We start from the raw sequence: 20902 nt of genomic DNA on the forward strand, positions 1-20902 counted from the left end.
CTAGAGGCTGGCTTTCGGGAACAGCAGGAGATAGAACTGGCTCATCGCAACGTTGACGATCATCAAGAGCAGGATCGCTTCGACAACCGCGGCGTTCACTGAGTTCGCCACGCCGGCCGGTCCACCAGAGGTGGCCAGTCCCTTGTGACAGCTGATGACTGCCACGATCGCTCCGAACACGATTGCCTTGCTCAGCGCCAGAACGAGGTCTCCCTCGGTGGCAAACGATGCGAACGTTGCCACAAATGAACCGGGCGTGCCGTTCTGCATGTAGATGTTGAACAGGTAGCCGACGAAGAAACCGGCGCAGGTGGCCAGACCGGTCAACGCGATACCGACGACGATCACCGCCGCGAACCGGGGCACGACCAGACGCTGGATGGCCGAGACCCCCATGACTTCCATCGCGGCGATCTCCTCACGCATGGTGCGGGATCCCAGATCGGCGCTGACTGCGGAGCCGACGGCGGCGGCGAGCAGTATCGCCGCCACCAGCGGGGCGCCCTGGCGGATCACCACGAGCCCGTTGGCCGCACCAGACAACGACTCAGCACCCACCTGTCCGGCAAGCACCCCGAACTGAATCGACAACGTGACACCGACCGGGATCGTCACCAGAAGGGTTGGCACCAGCGAAGTGCCGGCCATGAAAGCCGCTTGCCGGACGAACTCTTTGAACGGGAATCGACCGGCGAACACGTCGAGAATGAAGAACTGCAGCGTACGGACGCCCAGTGCGGTCTGCCCCCCGACCGTTTCGAGCGCTTGTAACGGGTGTGATCGGATATAACGGCGTACTCCCGCCCCGATCTCGCCGATCGCCGATCGCTCGCCCGGTTCGGTGAGCACGCCGGGTGAAGTCGTCATGACAGCCCATCTCGATCGGTGCCCAGCGGTACCCGGGCGCCGGGCCTCGCGGGAGGCCGCATGATCAACCGCGGGTTCGACGGCACCATCTGAAGTCTTTCCCCTCCCCGGAGTCGGATTCTCAGCTTCGTTAGCTCGCGATGGTGACGTCAACGCACCCTCGCCAAGTTGAAATGACGTCAGCGCCGGATGGAAGGTGCGTAGCTTCGTGAGGGATGGCGCCACCAGCAGTGATATTTGAGAAAAATCGCGGACGATCTCTCACGCTGCGAGAGTGAGATTGCACCCCGGTCGTCGCGGCCGCACCAGGTTCGGACAGGGGCCGTGACGCTCAACAGAGGACCGGGAGATTCGCTTGTCATCGCACCTCGAGGCGGAGGTGCTCCAATCGGCGGACGAGGATGCTGGGCAGCCAATCGCCGACGTCAACGGCGCCGATCCAGCTCGTGTGTTCGAGCAAGTGGCCCAACACGATCCGTGCCTCGAGCCGGGCGAGCGCGGCCCCGATGCAGAAGTGGGCACCCTTGCCGAAAGTGACGTGTCCCTTGGCGCCGGCGCGATCGAGCAGAAACTCGTTGGGCGCCTCGAACTGCGCTGGGTCACGATTGGCCGCGCCCCACAGCAAGAGGAGGTGCGAGTTGGCCGGAAGTGCCACCCCACCCAACGAGGTGTCCCGCCAGACGTGGCGGTAATGGCCTCGGAATGGTGGTTCGTAGCGAAGTGTCTCTTCGATGAAGGCCGACAACAAAAGGGGGTTGTCCCGGAGTTGCCGCTGAACGTCGGGCTGGTTCGCCAGCACCCAGACCGCGCTGCCTAACAACGAGGCCGTGGATTCGCCACCGGCGCTGAACAGAGTGAGCATGATGCCCAGTGCCACGATCTGGTCGAGTTCACCGGACGCGTAACGCTGAGCCATATCGGTGATCAGGCCGGGCTGGGGGTCGACGGCCGCCTTCTCGAAATACTCCATCACGTACCCGGACAGTTCGAGCACCGCCGCCCCGGCGGCCTCGATCTGTGTCGAGCTGACCACGCCGTCGAGCAATGTCGTTGTGGCGTAGCCCAATCGGATGAGGTTGTCTACGTCGACGTCGGGCAGTCCCAACAGTTCTGCCACCACCATCATCGGCAGCCGGTTGGCGATCGCACTCATCCACTCGATCTGGCCATCGCGCAGGTTTTCGTTCCACAGCCGGGCAGCGGTCTGGGTGGCGAATCGCTCGATGATCCGAACCCGCCGTGCCGACAGGTGCGGCAGCAGGATCTTGCGGTGCACGGCGTGCACCGGATCATCTGCGGTGGCCAGCGCGTGCATGGACCCGCCGGGCTCACCCATGGGAAAGGGTGTCACCGTCCCGTCGTCGTGGTAGACCATGGTCGCGGTGAGGTTGGAAGAGAAGTCCTCGACCCTGGTGACAGCCTCGACTACGGCGTCCCAACCGCACACCACGAAGAACGCGGAATCGCCCACGCGGTGCACGGGCGCTTCATCACGCATGCGGTCATAGACCGGATAGGGGTTCTGGATCGCCTCCGCGCCGAAGAAGCTGGCCGGGTTGTCGAGTACGGTCACCGGCTCAGGCTGTTCCGGGGCCACGCGGCCGGTCAAGGTGCCGATGCGAGGTTGATTACGGGACGGCGCCCGCGGTGCCGCCCTGATTCTCAGTACGGTCGTCTCACCAGGGATGTTTCAGCGAACGCGCCGCCATGGTCTCTCAGGCTGAGAACGGCGTCCTAACAATGCAATCGGACGGGCAGGTGGACCGGTCCACGCAGCGAGCTGTTGGTCGACCAGATCGTCGGGGCCGTGGCGGAGATCCGTGACACGCGATTGACCAGTTCCCGAAGGACCGCGACGGCTTCCATGCGCGCCAGCGGTGCACCCAGGCACATGTGGGCACCGTAACCAAACGCGACGTGCGCTCGCGGATTGCGATCAGCGCGGTACGTATCGGGGTCGTCGAAAGCCGACGGATCCCGGTTTGCAGCGCCGAACGACAACAACAGTCGCGCCCCCGACGGGATGGTGACCTCACCGACTCGGTACGGAGCGCGGGTGTACCGGTACAAGTTCTGGACCGGGCTGCCGTAGCGGAGCTGTTCCTCCACGGCCATCGGGATGAGATCGGGTTCAGCGCGGATCATGTCGTACTGGTCCGGGTAGCGTGCGAACGTATCGAAAAGTCCGCCGAGCAGGTTGGTGGTCGTTTCGTTGCCGGCTATCAACAGCAAGATCGCGATGTAGAAGAGCTGATCGTCGGTCAACGTACCGTCAGTGTTGTGCTCGAGAAGCCGCCCCAGAACCGTGTCAGATCCTTTGAGTTCGCCCGTCGCCAGGTGGTCGAGGAAGTAGCGACGCAAGGCCATCGCAGCCCGCAATGACTTGGCCGTATTGAGCACACCGGCCGGCGTGGGAGTGAAGTCGATGAGTTTGACACTGTCCTCCGACCAACGCCGGAAGTCGTCGATGTCGCGCTCGGGGACTCCGAGAATAGCTGCGATCAGGCGTAACGGCATCGGGATCGCCAGGCGTGCAACGACATCGCTGCCCGGTTCGGCAATCAGGGTGTCGACGAGTTCGGCGGCGAGATCGTTGATTGTCCTCTGCCAACTGTCGAGGGCCCGCTTGGTGAACGCCGGTTGCACCTGCTTGCGCAGTCGGTTGTGTTCTTCACCGTCGGTGACCACCACGAGGTCGGCAGCCATCCGGATCCGGGTCACCCCATGGCTGCTCGTGACCTGCTCGGTGTCACGCAATGCGGCGCGGACATCCTCTAGACGGTGCAGGATCCAGGTGGCGCGACGAGGGCTGTAGTGCACTCGGTCACTGCTGTGCAACTGTGCGTAGGCCTCGAACGGCTGTGCGGCAGTGGCGGGGTCGAGGGGGTCATAGTCGGTGTTGACCGCTCCAGCCCAGCCGCGGTAGCCCAGTCGTCGGGTGCGCACGGCGGCAGACAGGTTCATCTGGATGGCGGACGTCAGCGGTTTGAACATTGTCGTTGCGTCGCGTGTTGCGGGCGTCATGACACACGGGGACCTTCCTGAAGGGCGAACTGGCGGGGATGTACGGGGTGCAGTGCTCGAGGACGAGAGCCGATCACGACGATCGAAAGGCGTCGGCCAGACTGAGGCACTGTTTGGCGAAGAACGCTTGTGCGACAGCAGTTTTCGGGGCCACCTCATCGAATCCGTGAAACGCTCCGTTGACCACGACGAACTCGCAGGGCACGCCGGCGGCGCGCAGGTCTTCCGCGTATGCGGCGTTCTCGTCGCAGAACAGATCGAGTGACCCGACACCGATCCACGCTGGTGGCAGGCCACCAAGGTCTGGACGTCGTCCAGGTACGGCAATCGCTGGATCCGCATCGCCGAGGTAGGCCGTCCAGCTGAATCGGTTCGATGTGGTGTTCCAGAAGCGAAAGTGGTGCGCATTCGGATGGATCCGGTCGGACGTGCGGTCGTCGAGCATCGGATAGGCCAGCAACTGCCGCACCACGGCGACCCGATCGGAGTTGCGCAACCGGAACGCCAGGGCGGCCGCGAGGCCGGCGCCCGAACTCTGACCGCCGATCGCGATCCGTCCTGGATCAACCCCGGGTAACGCGAGGAGGTGGCTGAGCGCGTCATGGCAGTCCTGCAGCGCCGCCGGATACGGATGCTCGGGCGCGAGACGGTACTCGACGGAGGCCACGGTGATATCGAGTGCATCCGCGAACGCTCGACACAACCGGTCACCGAGGCTGGCGCGGCCCGCGACATATCCACCGCCGTGCATCCACAGCAGGGCCGGCCGCGCGCTGGACCTCTCGTCCCCTCGAAAAATGCGCACGTTCACCCCATCCCCGAGCGATACGACATCGATGCCCGTAACCCGGGACTTTCGCAGCGCCATCAGCCGGCGCACCGCCTTGAGAGCAGTGGCAGTCCCGGCATTGCCCCGCGGAGCGATCCGCGCCAGCGCCTTGAGCTCGGGATGAAAGTCGTCTCGGGCGCCTATCGCGGGTACCGCGCCGGCCCGGCTGAATTGCATGAACACAGGCTCGGTGTCGCGCGGTTCGACCGTCAATAGTGTGCCGCCAGGTTGCGAAGCGGGCTTGTCCGAAACAGGATCCCGGTTTCGCAGGACAGTGGCCGGAGCTGGCCCTAGCCTGAGAGAGAAAAGGAATCTTCTCTCAGGATGAGAGAGTGAATCGCCGGAATGTCGAGCTGTGGGGGCTACACGATGACGCGACAGGACTGGCTTGTCGGTACGGACCGTCGATCCGAAGCGGTGGAACGGATCTTCGCCGCGGCCGCCGAACTCGTTTCCCAACAGGGTTTCGAGGCGTTCACCATCGACGCGCTGTCGGCGAAGGTGCATTGCTCGCCTGCCACCATCTATCGGCACGCCGGCGGTAAGGCGGCGATCCTCGAAGGGGTGGTGCGGCGACTGTCGGCGCGCATCGTGCGACACGTGTCCGAGGCGATCGACGGATTGCAGGGTTCGGAACGGATCGTCACCGCCCTGATCGTCGCGCTCGACCATATCCGGTCCGAGCCGCTCGGCCCGTTGATGATGGGGGCGATCCGACCTGATCAGAACAACGGTTGGCTGACCGGATCGCCTCTGGTGGAAGAACTTGCCGAGCGCATGATCGGTCGATCCGATCCGCTGGCAGCCCAGTGGCTGATTCGCGTCACCCTGGCGCTGTGGTATTTCCCGGTCAAAGACCGAGAGTCCGAATACGAGATCGCCGCGCGCTTCGTAGGCCCGAGCTTCATCGTCGAAGGCGAGACCGCAGTCCGGCCGGAAAACGTTGCAGCCCAGTAGCCTTCAAGCGATTCATGCGGCGGCGAAGTAGAGGCCCAACAGGAGCCCGAAGAGGCCGACCAGCCATCCGTGGGTCGTCACCTTGAGCCACGTGGGCGCCCGCCGGACCTCCATGAAGTGCCAGATCACCAGCTGTGCTTTGAATGCGGCAATCAGTAGCACGATTGCGGTGACCGTGGCGCTGAGGTGGTGCGCCTGGCCACCGTCACGAGCGGTCAGCCACGATGCCACGGTCACCACCGTGAGCAGCGCCCAGACCAAGGTCAGTGGGTTGCGAAGATAGGCCGTCACACCGATCACCTCATCAAGTAGAGCAACGCGAAGAGAACGAGCCACAGCACATCGACCATGTGCCAATACGTCGCGCCGGTTTCCACGAAACCGATTCGGGGCGTTGCTGTCCCGCGCAGGGAGTGGATGACGAAGCTGAGTATCACCAGCCCGAGAAGCACGTGGCACAGGTGCATTCCCGTCATCACGAAGTAGTACATGAAGAACAGGTTTGTCCCCGGGGTCATGCCGGCCGTGATCTCCGGAATGTACTCGAACATCTTCAGCAATGGGAAGGCCGCACCGCAGGCCAGTCCCAGACAGAGCAGCCGGTAGGCGTCAGCGGTCTTCCCGGCGCGGGCCGCCGAAGTGCCCAGCGCGACGAAGAGCGAACTTGTCAGCAGTACAACGGTATTGACGATGCCGATATCGAGGTTCAGCTTTGATTGGCTTTGCAGGAATGTGCTGTGATCTTGGCCGCGGAAATACATGTAGGCCACGAAGTAGATGCCGAAGATGATCAGGTCGCCGATTACGAAGAACCACATGCTCGGATCGCCGGGCAGGCGCCCCCGGACCGCATTGTGCGGGTCGGCGGTTTGGGTGCCGAAATGCTCTGAGACTTCGGTCATCTACTCGCCTCCGGCAGAGCATCGGCCGTGACCTGTTGCGGGTCGATCAGCCAAGAGTTTTCGAGTTCGTCGTCGGGCTGGTTCTTGATCGCGCGGTAGATGCAGACGTAGACGATGAATTGCCATGGTACGAACAGCGCCATCCCGAACCAGAACGTCATGATTCCGTTCCAGGCGAACGGACCCGAACTGGCGATCCACACGGGTGCGGCGACCAGCTCTGACACGTACTGCCAAACGGTGTAGTAGCCCAGCCATTTCGGCAGGATGTGGTTCTCGTCCAGGATGATGGCCAGCCCGAAGGCCATCCACATGACGCAAAAGCAACCCAGCGAGCCGATGAATGCCAAGTAGCCGAAATCGTAGAGCATCGCCAGGACCGCCGGATCGTAGCCGGGGCGAAAAGCTCCGAGTCCGAAGCAGAACAACGGGAAGAGCATGCCGACGATCGTGCCGGTGGTCGCACCCATCATGAGGGTGTACCGAAATGCCGGGCTGACCGACATCCGCTTGATCTGGATGAGGTAACACGCATTGGATACAGGCCCCAGGCCGAACGTCAACGTCAGGATGGCGCACGCGATCAGCAAGTTGGGAGACTGCATGAATTCGACAATCTGCGATCGCGGGCTGCTCGGCGATCGTGGCGGCATCATCCCGCTCAACGGCACGAAGACCAGACCGAACAGGGTGAAGAAGATCGGGACCGACCAGAACGCGATCCACTGATCCAGCTTCTTGCTCTCGAGCCACGAGGAACGCCGGGGCCCGCACTGGGATGTCGTGGCCAACCTCTGGGTCATGCCAGGGCCTCGCGCTCTGCGCCTTGGCGCTGGACCACACCCAGCAGAACGATGAACATCACGACGACATACACGGCAAAAACGCTGAGCCGCAGGGTGAACGAGAGGGCACCGTTCCATGTGAGCGGCCCTGACTTGTGCAGGATCGCGAACGCGCTCGGCACCAGCAGAACAGCGGTCGCGATGTTGAAGTGCGCCACCCAGCGAGGAAAGATCGGTTCGGGCCGCGCATCCAGGTAAATACTGGTGGCCAGGCAGAGGTTCTGCACGATGATCGTGCCGACCGGCGCGACGAAGAAAAACCACGCCATGTCGTTGAGCAGACTGATCAGCTGAGGATCGCGTTCGGGTCGAAATGCCGCCATGGCCCAGCAGTAGTCGGCGAGGATGAAGGCTGTGAGACCCACTCCGACACAGATGATGTAGGCGTAGGTGAAGACACTGCTCGACGTGGCGGTCCGGGAGATCTGCACGGCCGTCACCGCGAAGAGCGGAACCAGCGAGCAGGCAATGAGATTGCACAGGACCGCAACGCCGAGTATCCCCGTGACATTCTCGGCGAAGAACGTCGCAACCTGTTCGGGTGTCAGTGTCGGCGACAACGGCGGGGAGAACACGGGAAACAACAGGAACGCCAGCACGAACAGCGCCGCCGCCGGCACTGTGGTCCACAGCAGGATCCGTTGACCCTTGGTGTTCATCGCTACAGATGTTGTTCTCGCCATGGTCCTGCCTGTCCGGATTGCTACACCTCGGTCGACCGATCGGCGACCTTTGTCGTCAGGTATGTCACGAGCTTGCGACTACACCGGTGTCCCTAGGTGTAGCACTCTCACTGACAGATGACAATGAAAATGCAGATTTGCGGTTCGGGTGCGTGATATGGATCCACCTTCAATACCCATGTGACCTGGGTAAATGTGTTCAGCTCGGCCTGAACTCCGTGCCTCACCGCTTGCCGCTTCGGCCCAGATCTCAATGACAATGATCAGTAAATGAGGTCTCGTACTGCACAATGGACGGGTGCGAGACAGTGCGACGCAGCGCGAGGCCCAGCGTCGGCAGACGCGTGCCCGGCTGCTCGACGCCGCCATCGTCGAGTTTCAGCGTGCCGGTACCAACGCGGCCGACATCAATGCGATCGTCAAGGCCGCCGGCGTCGCGCGCAGCACCTTCTATTTCCATTTTCCGACCAAGGAGCACGTGCTTCTTGAGTTGATCCGAAGGGATGAGGCGAGCCTCGCCGACGAACTGGGCCGGTTCCTCGACGCTCCCCATGACCTGGCTTCGGTGTTGAAGACGATCGTCAGCTTGGTGATGGCGCTCGAAAGTCGCTGGGGCTCAGCCCTGTTCCACGACGTCATCGGCCTGTACCTGTCACCCACCCGGCCTGAACGGGAACAGTGGACCAGCCACCCGATCTTCTTGCTGCTGGCCGCCGAAATCGAGCGTGCGCGTATCCGCGGGGAACTCTACGACGACGTCGACGCCCATCACAGCGCAGCGTTCTTCCTCTTGGGTGTCTATGCACTGCTCACCACCGTCGGGGAATCCCGGTCCGAACGCGACGTGGCACTGGAGAAGTTCGTGACCAGCACCCTACGTAGCTTGCAGCCAGGGCGGGCCTGATAGGGCTCTCGGTTGAATCGATAACCCCACCGCAACCCGGCGATGGCCGGTCGCACCCACCCAGCACAGCTCATCAGGCGCCCCGCAGTAAACACCAGCTGCGATAGACCCGATGCCACCGATTGGCCGTCGGCCAACTACCATGAGGCGTCCCTATGGGTTTTTCCGACGCCTATTTCGATAGGTCCCGGCCCCCGTAGCTCAGGGGATAGAGCACGGCTCTCCTAAAGCCGGTGTCGCAGGTTCGAATCCTGCCGGGGGCACTCAGTTCGTTGTATGACCTCGGGTGATGCTTGACGCTTCGTCTCCGGTTGATGGGTGACAGTGTTTCGGCTGATGCCTTACACCTACTTCGGTTGATCCTTGCCCCGGTGCGGGGGAGTTGGCCGTTTTTCCACTGAACCCGCGGGATCCGCGGGAGGGAACGGGGCGAGCAGGAACTCGTCGACGAATCTGGCGAAGGTGTCGTCGACGAAGGCGGGGTCGGGGGCGGTGAAGTACTCGATGATGAAGCCTTGGAAGGCTGCCAGTGCGATGCGTGAACGGGTTTCGGCGACGTGTGCGGGCATCCCCAGCGCCTGCAGGCGGGCCTTGGAGTTGCGGGTCAGCAAGGACAGGGTGTCCCAGGTGTATTCGCGATAGGGACTGTCGACCGCACACGCGGCGCCGAAGACCTGCAGCACCACACGCAGGCTCTGATGGCGTTCCCCGCGGGTGCACTCGTACCAGTCCTCGAAGCACCATGCGCGGTGCGCCGCGATCGACTCCGGGAGATCCAAGTCCTCGGTCCGGGGTATCGCCGCCCGCTGCTGCCGGTTCAGGACTTCGAGGATGAGTTGCTCTTTGCCGCCGAAGTAGTAGACGAGCATGCGAGCACTGGTTCCCATCTGGGAAGCGAGCTCACGCAGCGAGGTGTCGACGACCCCGGTGCGCGCCAAGATCGCGCCCGCGGTGGCCAGTAGTTCTTCGCGTTTGGCGTGGTCGAACGGCCGCGGCACACTTGACTGTAACAGTTGCTTCGGTTACTGATGATGCGGTGCGCGCAGACACGACGATCGGGGTGGCCCGATGAGCTTGGTGCGCGACACCACCTCCCTCGCCGGTGGTGCACCTGCTGAGGATGCGGTGACGCGATCGGGCCGGCCGATGCGAGCGACCCGTCTCGTGGCGGTCATCGCGGGCCTGGTGGGCTTTGTCGCCAGCGTGCTCATTCCCGTATTGCCGGTCGTGCAGACCACGGCGACGCTGACCTGGCCTCAGGACGGGCAGCTGAACAGTGTTACCGCGCCACTGATCTCGTTGACACCGGTGTCGTTGACGGCATCGGTGCCGTGCACGGTGATTCGCGCGATGCCGACCGCGGCCGAGCTGGTCCTGGGGACGGCCCCGGCAGCCGGCAAGGAGGCGATGCTCAACGGGCTGTTCGTCAGGGCCACCGCGCAGCGCGTCGACGTGATCGCACGCAATGTCGTCGTCCTCAGCGTGCCGCGCATCCGAATGACCGACCCGGCTTGTCAACGGCTGGACGTGTCCTCCTCGGTGGAGGGCACCTTCGCCACGGTCAGCGGCTTGACCGATCCCGACACCGGCACGACGCTGCGCGGCGGGTATCCCGACCCGAACCTTCGGCCCCAGATCGTCGGGGTGTTCACCGACCTGAGCGGTGCGGCGCCGTCGGGGCTGTCGGTATCGGCCACGATCGACACCCGCTTCACCAGCTCTCCGTCACCGCTGAAAACGGCGGCGATGCTCGCCGGAATTCTGGGCACTGTCGTGGGCCTGCTGGCCTTGTGGCGCCTTGACCGCCTCGACGGGCGGCGCGCGCACCGGCTCGTTCCGGCTCGCTGGCGCTACTTCAACGCGGTGGACGCGACGGTGATCGCGGTATCGCTGTTCTGGTTCGTCGCCGGCGCAGGTTCCTCCGATGACGGTTATCAGTTCGGCATGGCCAACACCGCCAGCCATGCCGGCTACATGGCGAACTATTTCCGCTGGTTCGGCAGTCCCGAGGACCCGTTCGGTTGGTACTACGAGCTGATCGCCGCCATGACCCATGTCAGCCACGCCAGCCTGTGGTTGCGACTGCCGGATCTGATCTGCGCGTTGGTGTGTTGGCTGCTGCTCTCCCGTGAGGTGTTGCCCCGACTCGGTCCGGCGGTGACAGGCAACCGCGCGGCGGCGTGGGCGGCAGCATTGGTGTTCATCGCGGCGTGGATGCCGTTCAACAACGGGCTGCGGCCTGAAGGGCAGATCGCCACCGGCGCCCTGATCACCTACGTGCTCGTCGAGCGCGCGATCATCACCCGCCGCGCCACCCCCGTAGGCCTGGCCATCGTGGTAGCCGCATTCACACTCGGCATCCAGCCCACAGGCATCATCGCTGTTGCCGTCCTGCTGGCGGGTGGGCGCCCGATCCTGCGCATCATCGTCGCCCGCGCGAAAACGGTTGGGATCTGGCCGGTCCTGTTGCCGCTGGCAGCGGCGGGGGTCGTGGTGCTGACCGTGATCTTCGCCGACCAGACCATCGCCGCGGTGCGTGAGGCCACTGCCGTACGCACGGCCATCGGACCCGCGCAGCCCTGGTATACCGAGAATCTGCGCTATTTCTATCTGGTCCTGCCGACCACCGACGCTGCCGTGTCGCGTCGTTTCGGAATCCTGATCACGATGGCGTGTCTGTTCCCGTCGATACTGATGTTGTTGCGACGCAAGCGGATTCCTGGGATCGCCACCGGCCCGGTGTGGCGGCTGATGGGCGTCATCTTCGCGACCCTGTTTCTGCTGACGTTCGCCCCGACGAAGTGGATTCACCATTTCGGGTTGTTCGCCGCCGTCGGCGCCGCCATGGCCGCAGTGGCCACCGTGCTGCTCGGACCGACAGTGCTGCGATCGGCGCGCAACCGGATGGCCTTCGTGGCGACCGTGTTCTTTGTTCTCGCTGTGTGTTTCGCGTCGACCAACGGCTACTGGTACGTCTCCAGCTACGGCGTGCCGTTCAACGACAGCAGTCCGCACTGGGGACCGGTCACCGCCAGCGCGGTCCTTTTCGCACTGTGCCTGCTGACCGCCGGCTATGCCGGTTGGCTGCACTTGGCTGCACCGGTGCGGCCCGAATCTCGGCTGACCCGGCTGGTGACGGCCGCACCCGTGCCGGTGGCGGCGGGGTTCATGGTGGTGGTGTCGGCCGGCTCGATGCTGACCGGAGCGATCAAGGAATACCCCAGCTACTCCAACGGGTGGGCCAATCTGCGCGAGCTGGCCGGTGGGTGCGGGCTGGCCGACGACGTGTTCGTCGAACCGGATCCCAACACCGGATTCTTGACCCCGGCAGCCGGACGCTACGGGCCCCTGGGTCCGCTGGGAGGCAGTGAAGCGATCGGCTTCACCGCCGACGGAGTGCCTGAACACACACTGGCTGAAGCGATCTGGCAGAGCCAATCCAAGTCCGGAACCGATGATGACTGGGAGACACCCACGACGTTGCCCTACGGTCTGGACCCTGCCCGGGTGCCGCTCGCGGGAAGTTTCACCGCCGGGCCTCAACAAGTCAGCACATTGACTTCGGCGTGGTATCAGCTTCCGCCCGCAGACCGGGAACATCCGCTCGTGGTGATCACCGCGGCCGGCACGATCACCGGCAACAGCGTGCTGTCCGGACACACCGCCGCCCAAACCGTCGCACTCGAATACGGCACTCCGGGACCCGACGGGGCACCCGTACCGGGTGGTCGGCTCACCCCGTACGACATCGGCCCGCAACCCGCCTGGCGCAACTTGCGCTTCCCCCGCACCGAGATCCCCACCGATGCCCGTTTCGTCCGGGTGATCGCCGAAGACCGTTCGCTCAATGTTGGTGACTGGGTGGCCGTCACGCCACCTCGCATGCCCGAATTACGTTCGGTGCAGGAGTATCTGGGCTCCACAGAGCCGGTGCTGCTGGACTGGGCCGTGGGATTGGTATTCCCCTGTCAGCAGCCCATGCTGCATGCGAACGGCGTCACTCAAGTTCCCAAATACCGGATCTCCCCGGACTATCCGGCCAAGATCGAGATGCCCGACACCTGGCAGAGCGGAGACAATGGCGGCCCGCTGGGCATCACCGATCTCCTGCTGCGTGCCCATGTCATGCCCACCTACCTGTCGCGGGACTGGGGACGCGACTGGGGTTCCCTGCGTCGGTTCGTTCCTGTCGTCGATGCTCCCGAGGCGCGCCTCGACCTCGGTTCCGCCACCCGCAGCGGTTTGTGGAACCCGGCCCCGATCCGCATCAGCCCGTAGCGAGCGCCAGGTGAGGCATCCAGGTGTGCTGCCAAGCCGCCTCATACGATCGAAGAATGGGGCGTCGGGTACAGCTCGCGGTGGTGTGCTGGGTCGTATTGATCGCAGGTGGATGCGCGCCGCAACCTGACGTGACCGCGACCGATGACGACAACGGTGGCCACGTCCAGCTCCGAACCGGGCAGCTCTTCGACATCGTGCTCGCAGACGACTACGACGTGACCGGCTGTCAGTGGCGCGAAGAGCGCAACACCGGCCCCGAGACGGTGGAGTTTCTCGGCGCTCGCTACGAGCCGGCCCGAAAGCCGCCCGCCGGCAACGGGAATGGCACCAACACCGAAAGGTACCGCGCGCAGCAGACCGGAACCGCGCGCATCAGCCTCGTCGAATCCGACAACGCCGGCAAGGTGTGCCGGCGTTACGCGCTGAACGTCACGGTGGGTCCGACGAGCATCACGGACAGCTTGGTCACCGCCACCAAGGCCGGTTTTCCCGTGGTGGCAGCCCTGGCGGTCGTGATGTTGACGCTCGGGTTGGTCGGCCGCCTGGTCTACCTGCTGTTCCGGCGCAGGCGCGAGTGACCGCGCCCGGCACCGGTGTTCAGCACATCGGGAATGACGAACACTTGGGCCCCTTGGTCTTCGGCTGTTCTGGCGCCTGACGTGGACCAGAATCAGATCGCGGAGCCTGGCGTTCCTGCGGTGCCTGCCGCTCGGGCTTCTGACGAGCGGGTGCCTCGCGTTGGGGCGGCGCCTCGCGGACAGGTACCTGCTGGACGGGCGCCTCCCGGGCGGGCGGTTGCCAGACCGGAGCCTCCCGTTCGGGAGCCTGATACCTGGGGGCCGGTTCTTCCTTGGGAGCCGGAGCAGGGGCCGGAGCCTGGGGCGCGGGCTCCTGCCACACCGGTGCCTCGCGAACAGGCGCCTGTGTCTTCGGGGCCGGTGCCTCGGACTCGGGAACCTTGACCTGATCACGTTGCGCCGGAGCCTCTTCCGGTGCATTCCGCTGCTGCGGAGGCTCCTGTTGGCGCGGTGCCTCCGCAGGTGTGGGCGCCTCCGCCGCCGGCACCTGCGGATCTGGAGCGGCCTCGCGCGGCGCCGGGGCCTCGCGGGGACGATCCGGCGCCGGGCTGGGTGGGCTGGCCGGTTCAGGCTGGTCCGGCGACGCTTCAGCCGGGTTCGGCCGGCCGGCCCGTGGCGGCGTGAGCGGCAGGCCCGAGGAAATATCTGGTTCGGTTTCCGGCGCAGGTGCGGTCTCTGGCTTTGGATCCGATTTGTCGATCGTCGGCGGGATGTAAGCGGGTGCCGGCGAAAGCTCGGGAGCTTTGAATGTGGGTGACACCTTCGACGGCGGCGCTGCCGGTGCGGGGGCCGCCAAGGCAGGCGGAGCGGTTGATTCCGGCGGTTCAGACGACGATCGGTGGTTTTCCTTGGGCATATCGGATCGTTGGCCGAGTCCCGACGGCAGCTGCCACCCGACAAAGGAATTGGTCCGCGGGGTGAGGTCCCTGGCGAAGTTGCGCGGGGACTTGTCCGCGAGGTCTTTCATCAGATGCCCGGAGGTACGGGTCGCCTTGTCGTTGGAGATGAACTGTGTCAGTGAGGCATTGAGGTTCACCACCGGGGCCGAGACGTGGATGTTGACCGTTGTGTTCACCCTGATCGCCGGTGGCGCCCAATCGCGGTTGCGCGGGTGGTGCCAGTCCCGGTTCATGTTCCAGTTCTGATACCGGTGCGGGTTGAATCCGTGGGCCCGGTCCCACTGCGCGCGGCGATACACCGGGTTGTAGATCCGGAACTTCCACTCGTAGTACTGCTGGTAGGGATGGTGATGGTCGTACCATCGCTGGTTGCGCGGGTCGCGTGGGCGGTCGCGGTGTTGACCCCATTCGTTGCGGCCATTGCGGTCCCAGCCGTGGCGGTCGTAGCCCGCCCAGTTGTAGCCGGCCCAGTTGTAGCCCCAGCGGTCGTATCCCCACCGGTCGTAGCCCCAACGGTCATATCCCCACCGGTCATAACCGATGAAGTCGTAACCGTATTGGTTGTAGCCACCGAGGTCGTAGTTGTACCAACCGCCCGGGTTGTAGCCGTAGAGCTGACCCCAGGATTGGTCGTAGTAGCCCAGGTTTCCGAGGTTGGGCGTCGACGGCGGATCGATGGGCTGCGGCCAATCGGCCATCGGGGAATCCGGAACACCGGGCGGCGCCGGGACGTAGTCGTCGGACGCGTCATATCCCCAGGTCGGTGCGGACGCGCTGGTCAGTGCCACAGCGTCCTGCTGCGGGTCGGCCGGGACGGCCGCCGGAGGCTCTGGAGGCGGGGCGGGCAACGGCGCGAGTCGAAGCACCGAATCGGGTGTGTACTGCAGAAGTTGTTGTGTCAGTTGAAGATAGAGATTCTGCAGACTGGTGCGCTCAGGTGACGGCGACAGGTAGTCAAGGTCCTGCTTGGCTTGATTGAGCGCGGTGCGGGCGTCGGTCAGCTGATCGGCGGTGGGTTGCTCCCCGCTGCCGAGAATGTCCTGAGCCTTCTTCAGGTCAGCTACGACAGCGGTCAGGGCGACGTCTTGGGCGTGTCCCGGAAATACCGTCCGCGTGACGCCCCACAGGGAACCACCGGGTGAGGTCTCGTACGCCGCGCCGAGTAGACCCGCCACGAGCACACCGGCCATGGCGGCGGCGACGGTGGCCTTGCCTCGGCGAGAACGGGGCACGAACCTTCGCCATCTCGGCACAGGCTCGGCATACTCCACAACATTCTCGGGGACCAGTCGGGGCCCGAGGATCGTCATGTCGAACTCCTCAACTACGGCCGATGGCCGTGATCGCGCCGCTCCCGACCGCGCGGATCCAGATGTCCCGGAGCTCACGTACTGCCCGGTACTTAATGCTTACCACAACTGCTAAGTGCAACTAAATTCTATTTATTCCCACCGCGGACGCCGGCGTCGCGCCGGAATTCTCATCAACGCATAGCTGTCGCACAGGGATTCACAGGAAGGCGGTATACCCGGCTATTGCTCGCCGGTCTCCACGACAGCCTTGATCCGCTCGAGAGTCTTGCGCATGTCGCGGATGTTCCGGCGTGTGCGGAGCTGTCCGCCGAGCATCGAGAACACGGTGGTGAAGGCTCCCGGCGTCATCCGGAAGGATTCGGTGACATCGGTCTCGGTTCCGGCCGGTTCCAGCCGGTAGTGCCAGTTGTTCACCGCTCGGTCGCCCACCAGGACGGCGAAGCCGAACTCCCGCCCGGGGTCGCAGGCCGTCACCTCGCACGTCGTCCAGTAGAGCGGGCCGATCTCGTTTCGTTTGACGTGTCCCCGGAACCGCGCCCCGAGGGCGGGGCCGGTGGCACCGCCGAGCCATTCGGCTTCCATCACCTCGGGCGAGAACTTCCCGGTGTTGCGTACGTCGGCGATGAGATTCCAGATGCGGTCCGCCGGCGCGGACATGCGTACGGTTGCTGAGCCTTCCATGGACATGGCGTCCGCCTCCTCGGGGCAGTGGCGTCAACGTAACACCGGCGCGGACGGGGACTACGGGTTTTCCGGGGTTCGTGGCCCCTGGCGGCCGTGTGATCGTCGAGAGGTGAGTGCTTCCCGAGACACCCTACGCATCGGTGCTCGCCCGGGTGTCGGCGATCTCGCGCATCTGGTCGACCAGCCGTCCTGCCACCTGGGCGGCGAGCCACAGCGCCATCTGGTCGTCGTCGGACAACCCCGCCAACAGTTCGGCGATGCGTTGCTTGCGCAGAACCGCCCGCTCTTCCCACAGGCGTTGGCCGCCCTCGCTGACCTTGACGAGGCAGGCCCGCCCGTCGTCGGGGTCGCTGCACCGCTCCAGCAGGCCTTGCTGTTCGAGGCGCTGGACCAGTTGGGTCATGCCCGACTGGCTCGCGCCCTCGGCCTCGGCGAGTGCGGTGACCCGCATCGGACCCTCGCGGTTGAGTCGGACGAGGACGAGCGTCGCGCTCGCGCTCAAGCCTTTGCGATCGGCGAGATGCCGCCACATGAGGTCGGCGCTCGCCACGAGCATCGACGAGACGGCTTCCACGTTGCTGCCGAACGGTGCGTTGCTCACGGCTCATTTATATCAGTCATGGGAAGTAATGGGCCGAAAGCGGTGCGACTGGATGCCGGTGACGCGGACGCCGGGGTGGGGCGGTCATCTGCGGTTGCGCACGGATCAGTGCGTGGTAAATCGCGTACATCGCCTTCGTTGCTTGGCTGCCAATCTGCTGTGAATGCCCGGCGGTCGCGAGCGAACAGCTTGAGAAGTGCATCCTGTATGCGATATATCTGTCGGTCATGATCGGGGAGCAGCCTGCGGACGGCCGCAGACGACGAAACCGAACGCTTCTGCAGAACGGATGGCTTCCGGTCGTCACGGTCATCGCGTTGGGCGTGGGAGCGTTGGGCGTCTGGAAGGTGCACCAGATGTCGGAACCCGGACCGGTGCCCACCGTCCTCGCCGCGCAGGCGCCCGAGCAGTTCACGCCCAAGCAGCTCACCTACGAGGTGTTCGGTTCCGTCGGTGACGGCGGGATGCTGAGCTATGTCGACATCGACGGGCATCCGCACAAGGTCGATGTCACGGAGCTGCCCTGGACGCACACCGAGACGTCGACCCTCACCGTGGTCTCCGGCAGCATCTCCGTGCAGGTCAATGGCGGCGAGGTTGGGTGCCGAATGTTGGTCAACGGCGTTGTGCGCGATGAACAATCGTCCACCCATGCCGAAGCCGACGTCACCTGCCGGGTCAAGTCCGCATGAGCACTCATCGGGCGAACCGCCCATTCGTCGCGCGGACCGTGCGGGTCCTGGCAGTGCCGATCATCGTGTTCTGGGCGCTGCTGGCCGTCACCACCAACACCTTCATCCCGCAGGTCGAGCACGTCGCCGAACAGCTGGCGGGCTCGATGATCCCGAGCTACGCGCCGTCACAGGTCGCGATGCTCCGGATCGGGGAGAAGTTTCAGGAATCCACCTCCACCAGCCTCACCATGCTGGTGTTCGAGGCCGACCGCCCCCTCGACGACGGTGATCACCGGTACTACGACGACCTGATGAACCGGCTGAAGCAGGATCCGGAGCACGTGCAGTACGTGATGGACCTGTGGGGCAAACCGATCACCGCGGCCGGGGCCCAAAGTGTCGACGGCAAGGCGACTTTCGTGCTGTTGCGGTTGGCCGGGAACATCGGCCAGCTCCAGGCGAACGAGTCGGTGAACGCGGTCAGGGACATCATCGCCGGCGACACCCCGCCGCCGGGGCTCAAGGTCTACGTGAGCGGTGCCGCCCCGCTGGCATCGGACACGCTGACCATCGCCAACTCGAGCCTCAACAACATCACGATCCTCACGATCATCCTGATCGTGATCATGCTGCTGGTGGTCTACCGGTCGTTGGCCAATGTGCTGGTGCCGCTGGTCAGCGTGCTGATCGAAATGCTTGTCGCCAAGGGCGTCATCGCGACGCTCGGACACTTCGGCGTCATCCCGCTGTCGTCGTTCGCGGTGAACATCGTGGTGGCACTGACATTGGGGGCGGGAACCGACTACGGCATCTTCCTGATGGGGCGGTATCAAGAGGCCCGCCAGGACGGCGAGAGCCGCGAAGACGCCTTCTACACCGCCTATCGCAGCGTCGCGCCGATCATCATCGGCTCCGGGCTGACGATCGCCGGTGCGTGCTACTGCCTGAGCCTGGCCCGGCTGGACTACTTCCACACGATGGGACCAGCAGTCGCCATCAGCATGCTGTTCACCATCGCCGCGGCGCTGACACTCGCACCGGCACTGCTCACGCTCGGCAGTCTGTTCGGATTGTTCGATCCCAAGCGCATGTCCAAGGGGCATCTGTACCGGCGGATCGCGACGAGCGTCGTGCGATGGCCCAAACCCGTCTTCGTCGCAAGCACCGCCGTCGTGATGATCGGTGCGGTTTTCGTGCCCACGTTCAAGGTCAGCTACGACGATCGTGCCTACCAACCTGCCGATGGCGCAGCCAATCTCGGCTTCGAGGCCTCCGATCGGCACTTCTCGCAGAGCAAGCTGTTCAGCGAGATGCTGATGGTCGAAAGTGACCACGACATGCGCAACTCGGCCGACTTCATCTCATTGGACCGGGTCGCCAAGAGCCTGATCCGGCTCCCCGGTGTCGCCATGGTGCAGAGCATCACCCGGCCATTGGGCCGGCCGCTTGAGCACGCCACGATTCCCTACCTGTTCACCACCCAGGGCAGTGGCAGCGGTCAGCAACTGCCATTTACCGAGCGGCAGAACGAGAACACCGACAAACAGGCCGAGATCCAGGCGCGTTCTGTCGAGGTGCTGCAGAAGGTGATCGGGCTGACCCAGCAGATGGCCGACGAACTGCATTCCACGGTGCTCACTTTGGAGAACCTCAAACAGGTCACCGACGACATGAACGCCGGGATCTCCAACCTCGACGATTTCCTGCGACCCTTGAAGAACTACTTCTATTGGGAGCCGCACTGTTTCGACATACCGGCGTGCTGGGCGATGCGCTCGCTGTTCGACTCGCTCGACGGGATCGACAGCCTCGACGCCCAGATCGCCGACGCCGTCACGTCGTTCGAGGCCATCGACCGGTTGCTGCCGCAGATGATCTCGCAGCTGGAGCGGATGATGGCTGACAGCCGGTCCCTGCTGGGAGTCATCACCAACAACTACGGTCCGGCGCATCTGCAGTCCACCCAGACCGACCAGACGTACTACGACCTGATCAACGTGGGCAACGACTTCGACCAATCCCGCAGCGACGACTTCTTCTACATCCCCAGGGAAGCGTTCGACAATGAGGACGTCAAGACCGGCATGCAATTGATGATGTCGCCGGACGGCAAGGCCGCCCGGTTCATCGTCACCCATGAGGGAAATGCCATGGGGCCGGAAGGGATCGACCACGTCGAACAGTTCCCCGACGCGATCAAGGCGGCGCTCAAAGAAACCTCTCTGGCGGGCTCCAAGATCTACATCGGCGGCGCGGGGTCGAACAACAAGGACATCAAGGCCTATGCAGCGTCCGATCTGCTCATCGTGGCGATCGCTGCGTTCGTGCTGATCTTCCTCATCATGCTGTATCTGACCCGGAGCCTGGTCGCGGCCATGGTCATTCCCGGCACGGTGGCGTTCTCGTACGCGGGCGCTTTCGGACTGTCGATCCTGGTGTGGCAGCACCTGATCGGTCTGCACCTGCACTGGCTGGTGTTGCCGCTGACCTTCATCATCCTGGTTGCGGTCGGCTCGGACTACAACCTGCTGCTGATCTCCCGGGTCAAGGAGGAGTCGGGTGCGGGGCTGAACACCGGGCTGATCCGCGCCCTGGGCAGCACCGGCGGCGTGGTGACCTCGGCCGGCCTGGTGTTCGCGTTCACCATGCTGGCCATGCTGATCAGCGATCTGCGCACCATCGGTCAGGTGGGCTCGACGGTGTGTATCGGCCTGCTGCTCGACACGCTCGTCGTGCGCTCGTTCGTGGTGCCGTGTCTGCTGCGTTTCCTCGGTCCGTGGTTCTGGTGGCCGACCTTCATCCGGCAGCGACCGCTACGACAGCGGCAACCAGTGCCGCAACGGCAGCGGGCGGAGGCCTGA

Annotated in this window: 18 protein-coding genes and 1 tRNA gene; 7 read left to right on the plus strand and 12 right to left on the minus strand. The window is 64.3% G+C overall.

Going from position 1 to position 20902, the window contains the following annotated elements; genetic code table 11:
* From AC4ELH_RS32725 to AC4ELH_RS32740, 4 genes are all read right to left on the minus strand, one after another.
* Positions 1 to 867, minus strand: a complete 867-nt coding sequence (locus AC4ELH_RS32725; protein WP_064936017.1) for an MlaE family ABC transporter permease — start codon at positions 865 to 867, stop codon at positions 1 to 3.
* A 358-nt stretch (positions 868 to 1225) separates the two neighbouring features.
* On the minus strand, positions 1226 to 2440 hold the full coding sequence (locus tag AC4ELH_RS32730; RefSeq protein ID WP_448441814.1) for a cytochrome P450: 1215 nt from the start codon (positions 2438 to 2440) through the stop codon (positions 1226 to 1228).
* 161 nt (positions 2441 to 2601) lie between these two features.
* Positions 2602 to 3891: a cytochrome P450 gene (locus AC4ELH_RS32735; protein ID WP_448441816.1), complete on the minus strand. Its 1290-nt coding sequence runs from the start codon at positions 3889 to 3891 to the stop codon at positions 2602 to 2604.
* Positions 3892 to 3964: 73 nt separating this feature from the next.
* A complete protein-coding gene (locus AC4ELH_RS32740) occupies positions 3965 to 4897 on the minus strand; it encodes an alpha/beta hydrolase (RefSeq protein ID WP_075919424.1) in 933 nt (310 codons plus the stop codon).
* Between the two features lie 192 nt (positions 4898 to 5089).
* Here AC4ELH_RS32740 and AC4ELH_RS32745 point away from each other — a divergent pair, with 192 nt between their 5' ends.
* Positions 5090 to 5677, plus strand: a complete 588-nt coding sequence (locus AC4ELH_RS32745) for a TetR/AcrR family transcriptional regulator (protein WP_448441819.1) — start codon at positions 5090 to 5092, stop codon at positions 5675 to 5677.
* A 12-nt stretch (positions 5678 to 5689) separates the two neighbouring features.
* Here AC4ELH_RS32745 and AC4ELH_RS32750 read toward each other — a convergent pair whose 3' ends face one another.
* The 4 genes from AC4ELH_RS32750 to AC4ELH_RS32765 are packed head-to-tail and all read right to left on the minus strand — an operon-like array spanning position 5690 to position 8083.
* Positions 5690 to 5968: a cytochrome C oxidase subunit IV family protein gene (locus tag AC4ELH_RS32750; RefSeq protein ID WP_064936168.1), complete on the minus strand. Its 279-nt coding sequence runs from the start codon at positions 5966 to 5968 to the stop codon at positions 5690 to 5692.
* Between the two features lie 5 nt (positions 5969 to 5973).
* On the minus strand, positions 5974 to 6579 hold the full coding sequence (locus AC4ELH_RS32755; RefSeq protein ID WP_448441821.1) for a cytochrome c oxidase subunit 3 family protein: 606 nt from the start codon (positions 6577 to 6579) through the stop codon (positions 5974 to 5976).
* On the minus strand, positions 6576 to 7382 hold the full coding sequence (locus AC4ELH_RS32760; protein ID WP_448441823.1) for a hypothetical protein: 807 nt from the start codon (positions 7380 to 7382) through the stop codon (positions 6576 to 6578). The genes AC4ELH_RS32755 and AC4ELH_RS32760 overlap by 4 nt, the downstream gene beginning before the upstream one ends.
* Complete coding sequence (locus tag AC4ELH_RS32765) at positions 7379 to 8083, minus strand: hypothetical protein (RefSeq protein ID WP_448441825.1); 705 nt, start codon at positions 8081 to 8083, stop codon at positions 7379 to 7381. The genes AC4ELH_RS32760 and AC4ELH_RS32765 overlap by 4 nt, the downstream gene beginning before the upstream one ends.
* Before the next feature lie 322 nt (positions 8084 to 8405).
* On the opposite strand from AC4ELH_RS32765, the gene AC4ELH_RS32770 reads away from it, so the two are divergent.
* Positions 8406 to 9011: a TetR/AcrR family transcriptional regulator gene (locus AC4ELH_RS32770; RefSeq protein ID WP_448441827.1), complete on the plus strand. Its 606-nt coding sequence runs from the start codon at positions 8406 to 8408 to the stop codon at positions 9009 to 9011.
* Positions 9012 to 9201: 190 nt separating this feature from the next.
* Positions 9202 to 9274 (plus strand) — tRNA-Arg (locus AC4ELH_RS32775).
* Positions 9275 to 9358: 84 nt separating this feature from the next.
* Here AC4ELH_RS32775 and AC4ELH_RS32780 read toward each other — a convergent pair.
* A complete protein-coding gene (locus AC4ELH_RS32780) occupies positions 9359 to 10009 on the minus strand; it encodes a TetR/AcrR family transcriptional regulator (protein WP_448441829.1) in 651 nt (216 codons plus the stop codon).
* A gap of 70 nt (positions 10010 to 10079) precedes the next feature.
* Here AC4ELH_RS32780 and AC4ELH_RS32785 point away from each other — a divergent pair, with 70 nt between their 5' ends.
* Together AC4ELH_RS32785 and AC4ELH_RS32790 are read left to right on the plus strand one after the other, a co-directional pair.
* Complete coding sequence (locus AC4ELH_RS32785; protein ID WP_448441831.1) at positions 10080 to 13289, plus strand: arabinosyltransferase domain-containing protein; 3210 nt, start codon at positions 10080 to 10082, stop codon at positions 13287 to 13289.
* Positions 13290 to 13345: 56 nt separating this feature from the next.
* The gene (locus AC4ELH_RS32790) at positions 13346 to 13870 is read left to right on the plus strand and encodes a hypothetical protein (protein ID WP_448441833.1); all 525 of its coding nucleotides are present in this window, start codon (positions 13346 to 13348) and stop codon (positions 13868 to 13870) included.
* A gap of 19 nt (positions 13871 to 13889) precedes the next feature.
* On the opposite strand, the gene AC4ELH_RS32795 is transcribed toward AC4ELH_RS32790, so the two are convergent.
* The 3 genes from AC4ELH_RS32795 to AC4ELH_RS32805 form a co-directional block, all read right to left on the minus strand.
* Positions 13890 to 16079: an FIVAR domain-containing protein gene (locus tag AC4ELH_RS32795; protein WP_498888991.1), complete on the minus strand. Its 2190-nt coding sequence runs from the start codon at positions 16077 to 16079 to the stop codon at positions 13890 to 13892.
* 222 nt (positions 16080 to 16301) lie between these two features.
* Positions 16302 to 16763, minus strand: a complete 462-nt coding sequence (locus AC4ELH_RS32800) for an SRPBCC family protein (RefSeq protein ID WP_498889521.1) — start codon at positions 16761 to 16763, stop codon at positions 16302 to 16304.
* Positions 16764 to 16896: 133 nt separating this feature from the next.
* Positions 16897 to 17367: a MarR family transcriptional regulator gene (locus tag AC4ELH_RS32805; protein ID WP_498888994.1), complete on the minus strand. Its 471-nt coding sequence runs from the start codon at positions 17365 to 17367 to the stop codon at positions 16897 to 16899.
* Between the two features lie 227 nt (positions 17368 to 17594).
* Between AC4ELH_RS32805 and AC4ELH_RS32810 the strand changes: the two genes are divergently transcribed.
* Together AC4ELH_RS32810 and AC4ELH_RS32815 are read left to right on the plus strand one after the other, a co-directional pair.
* A complete protein-coding gene (locus AC4ELH_RS32810) occupies positions 17595 to 18059 on the plus strand; it encodes an MmpS family transport accessory protein (protein ID WP_236734611.1) in 465 nt (154 codons plus the stop codon).
* Positions 18056 to 20902 (plus strand): MMPL/RND family transporter, encoded by a 2847-nt coding sequence (locus tag AC4ELH_RS32815; protein ID WP_498888996.1) that lies wholly within the window; start codon positions 18056 to 18058, stop codon positions 20900 to 20902. Before AC4ELH_RS32810 ends, AC4ELH_RS32815 begins: the two co-directional genes overlap by 4 nt.

The sequence above is a fragment of the Mycobacterium shunyiense genome, assembly GCF_058270075.1.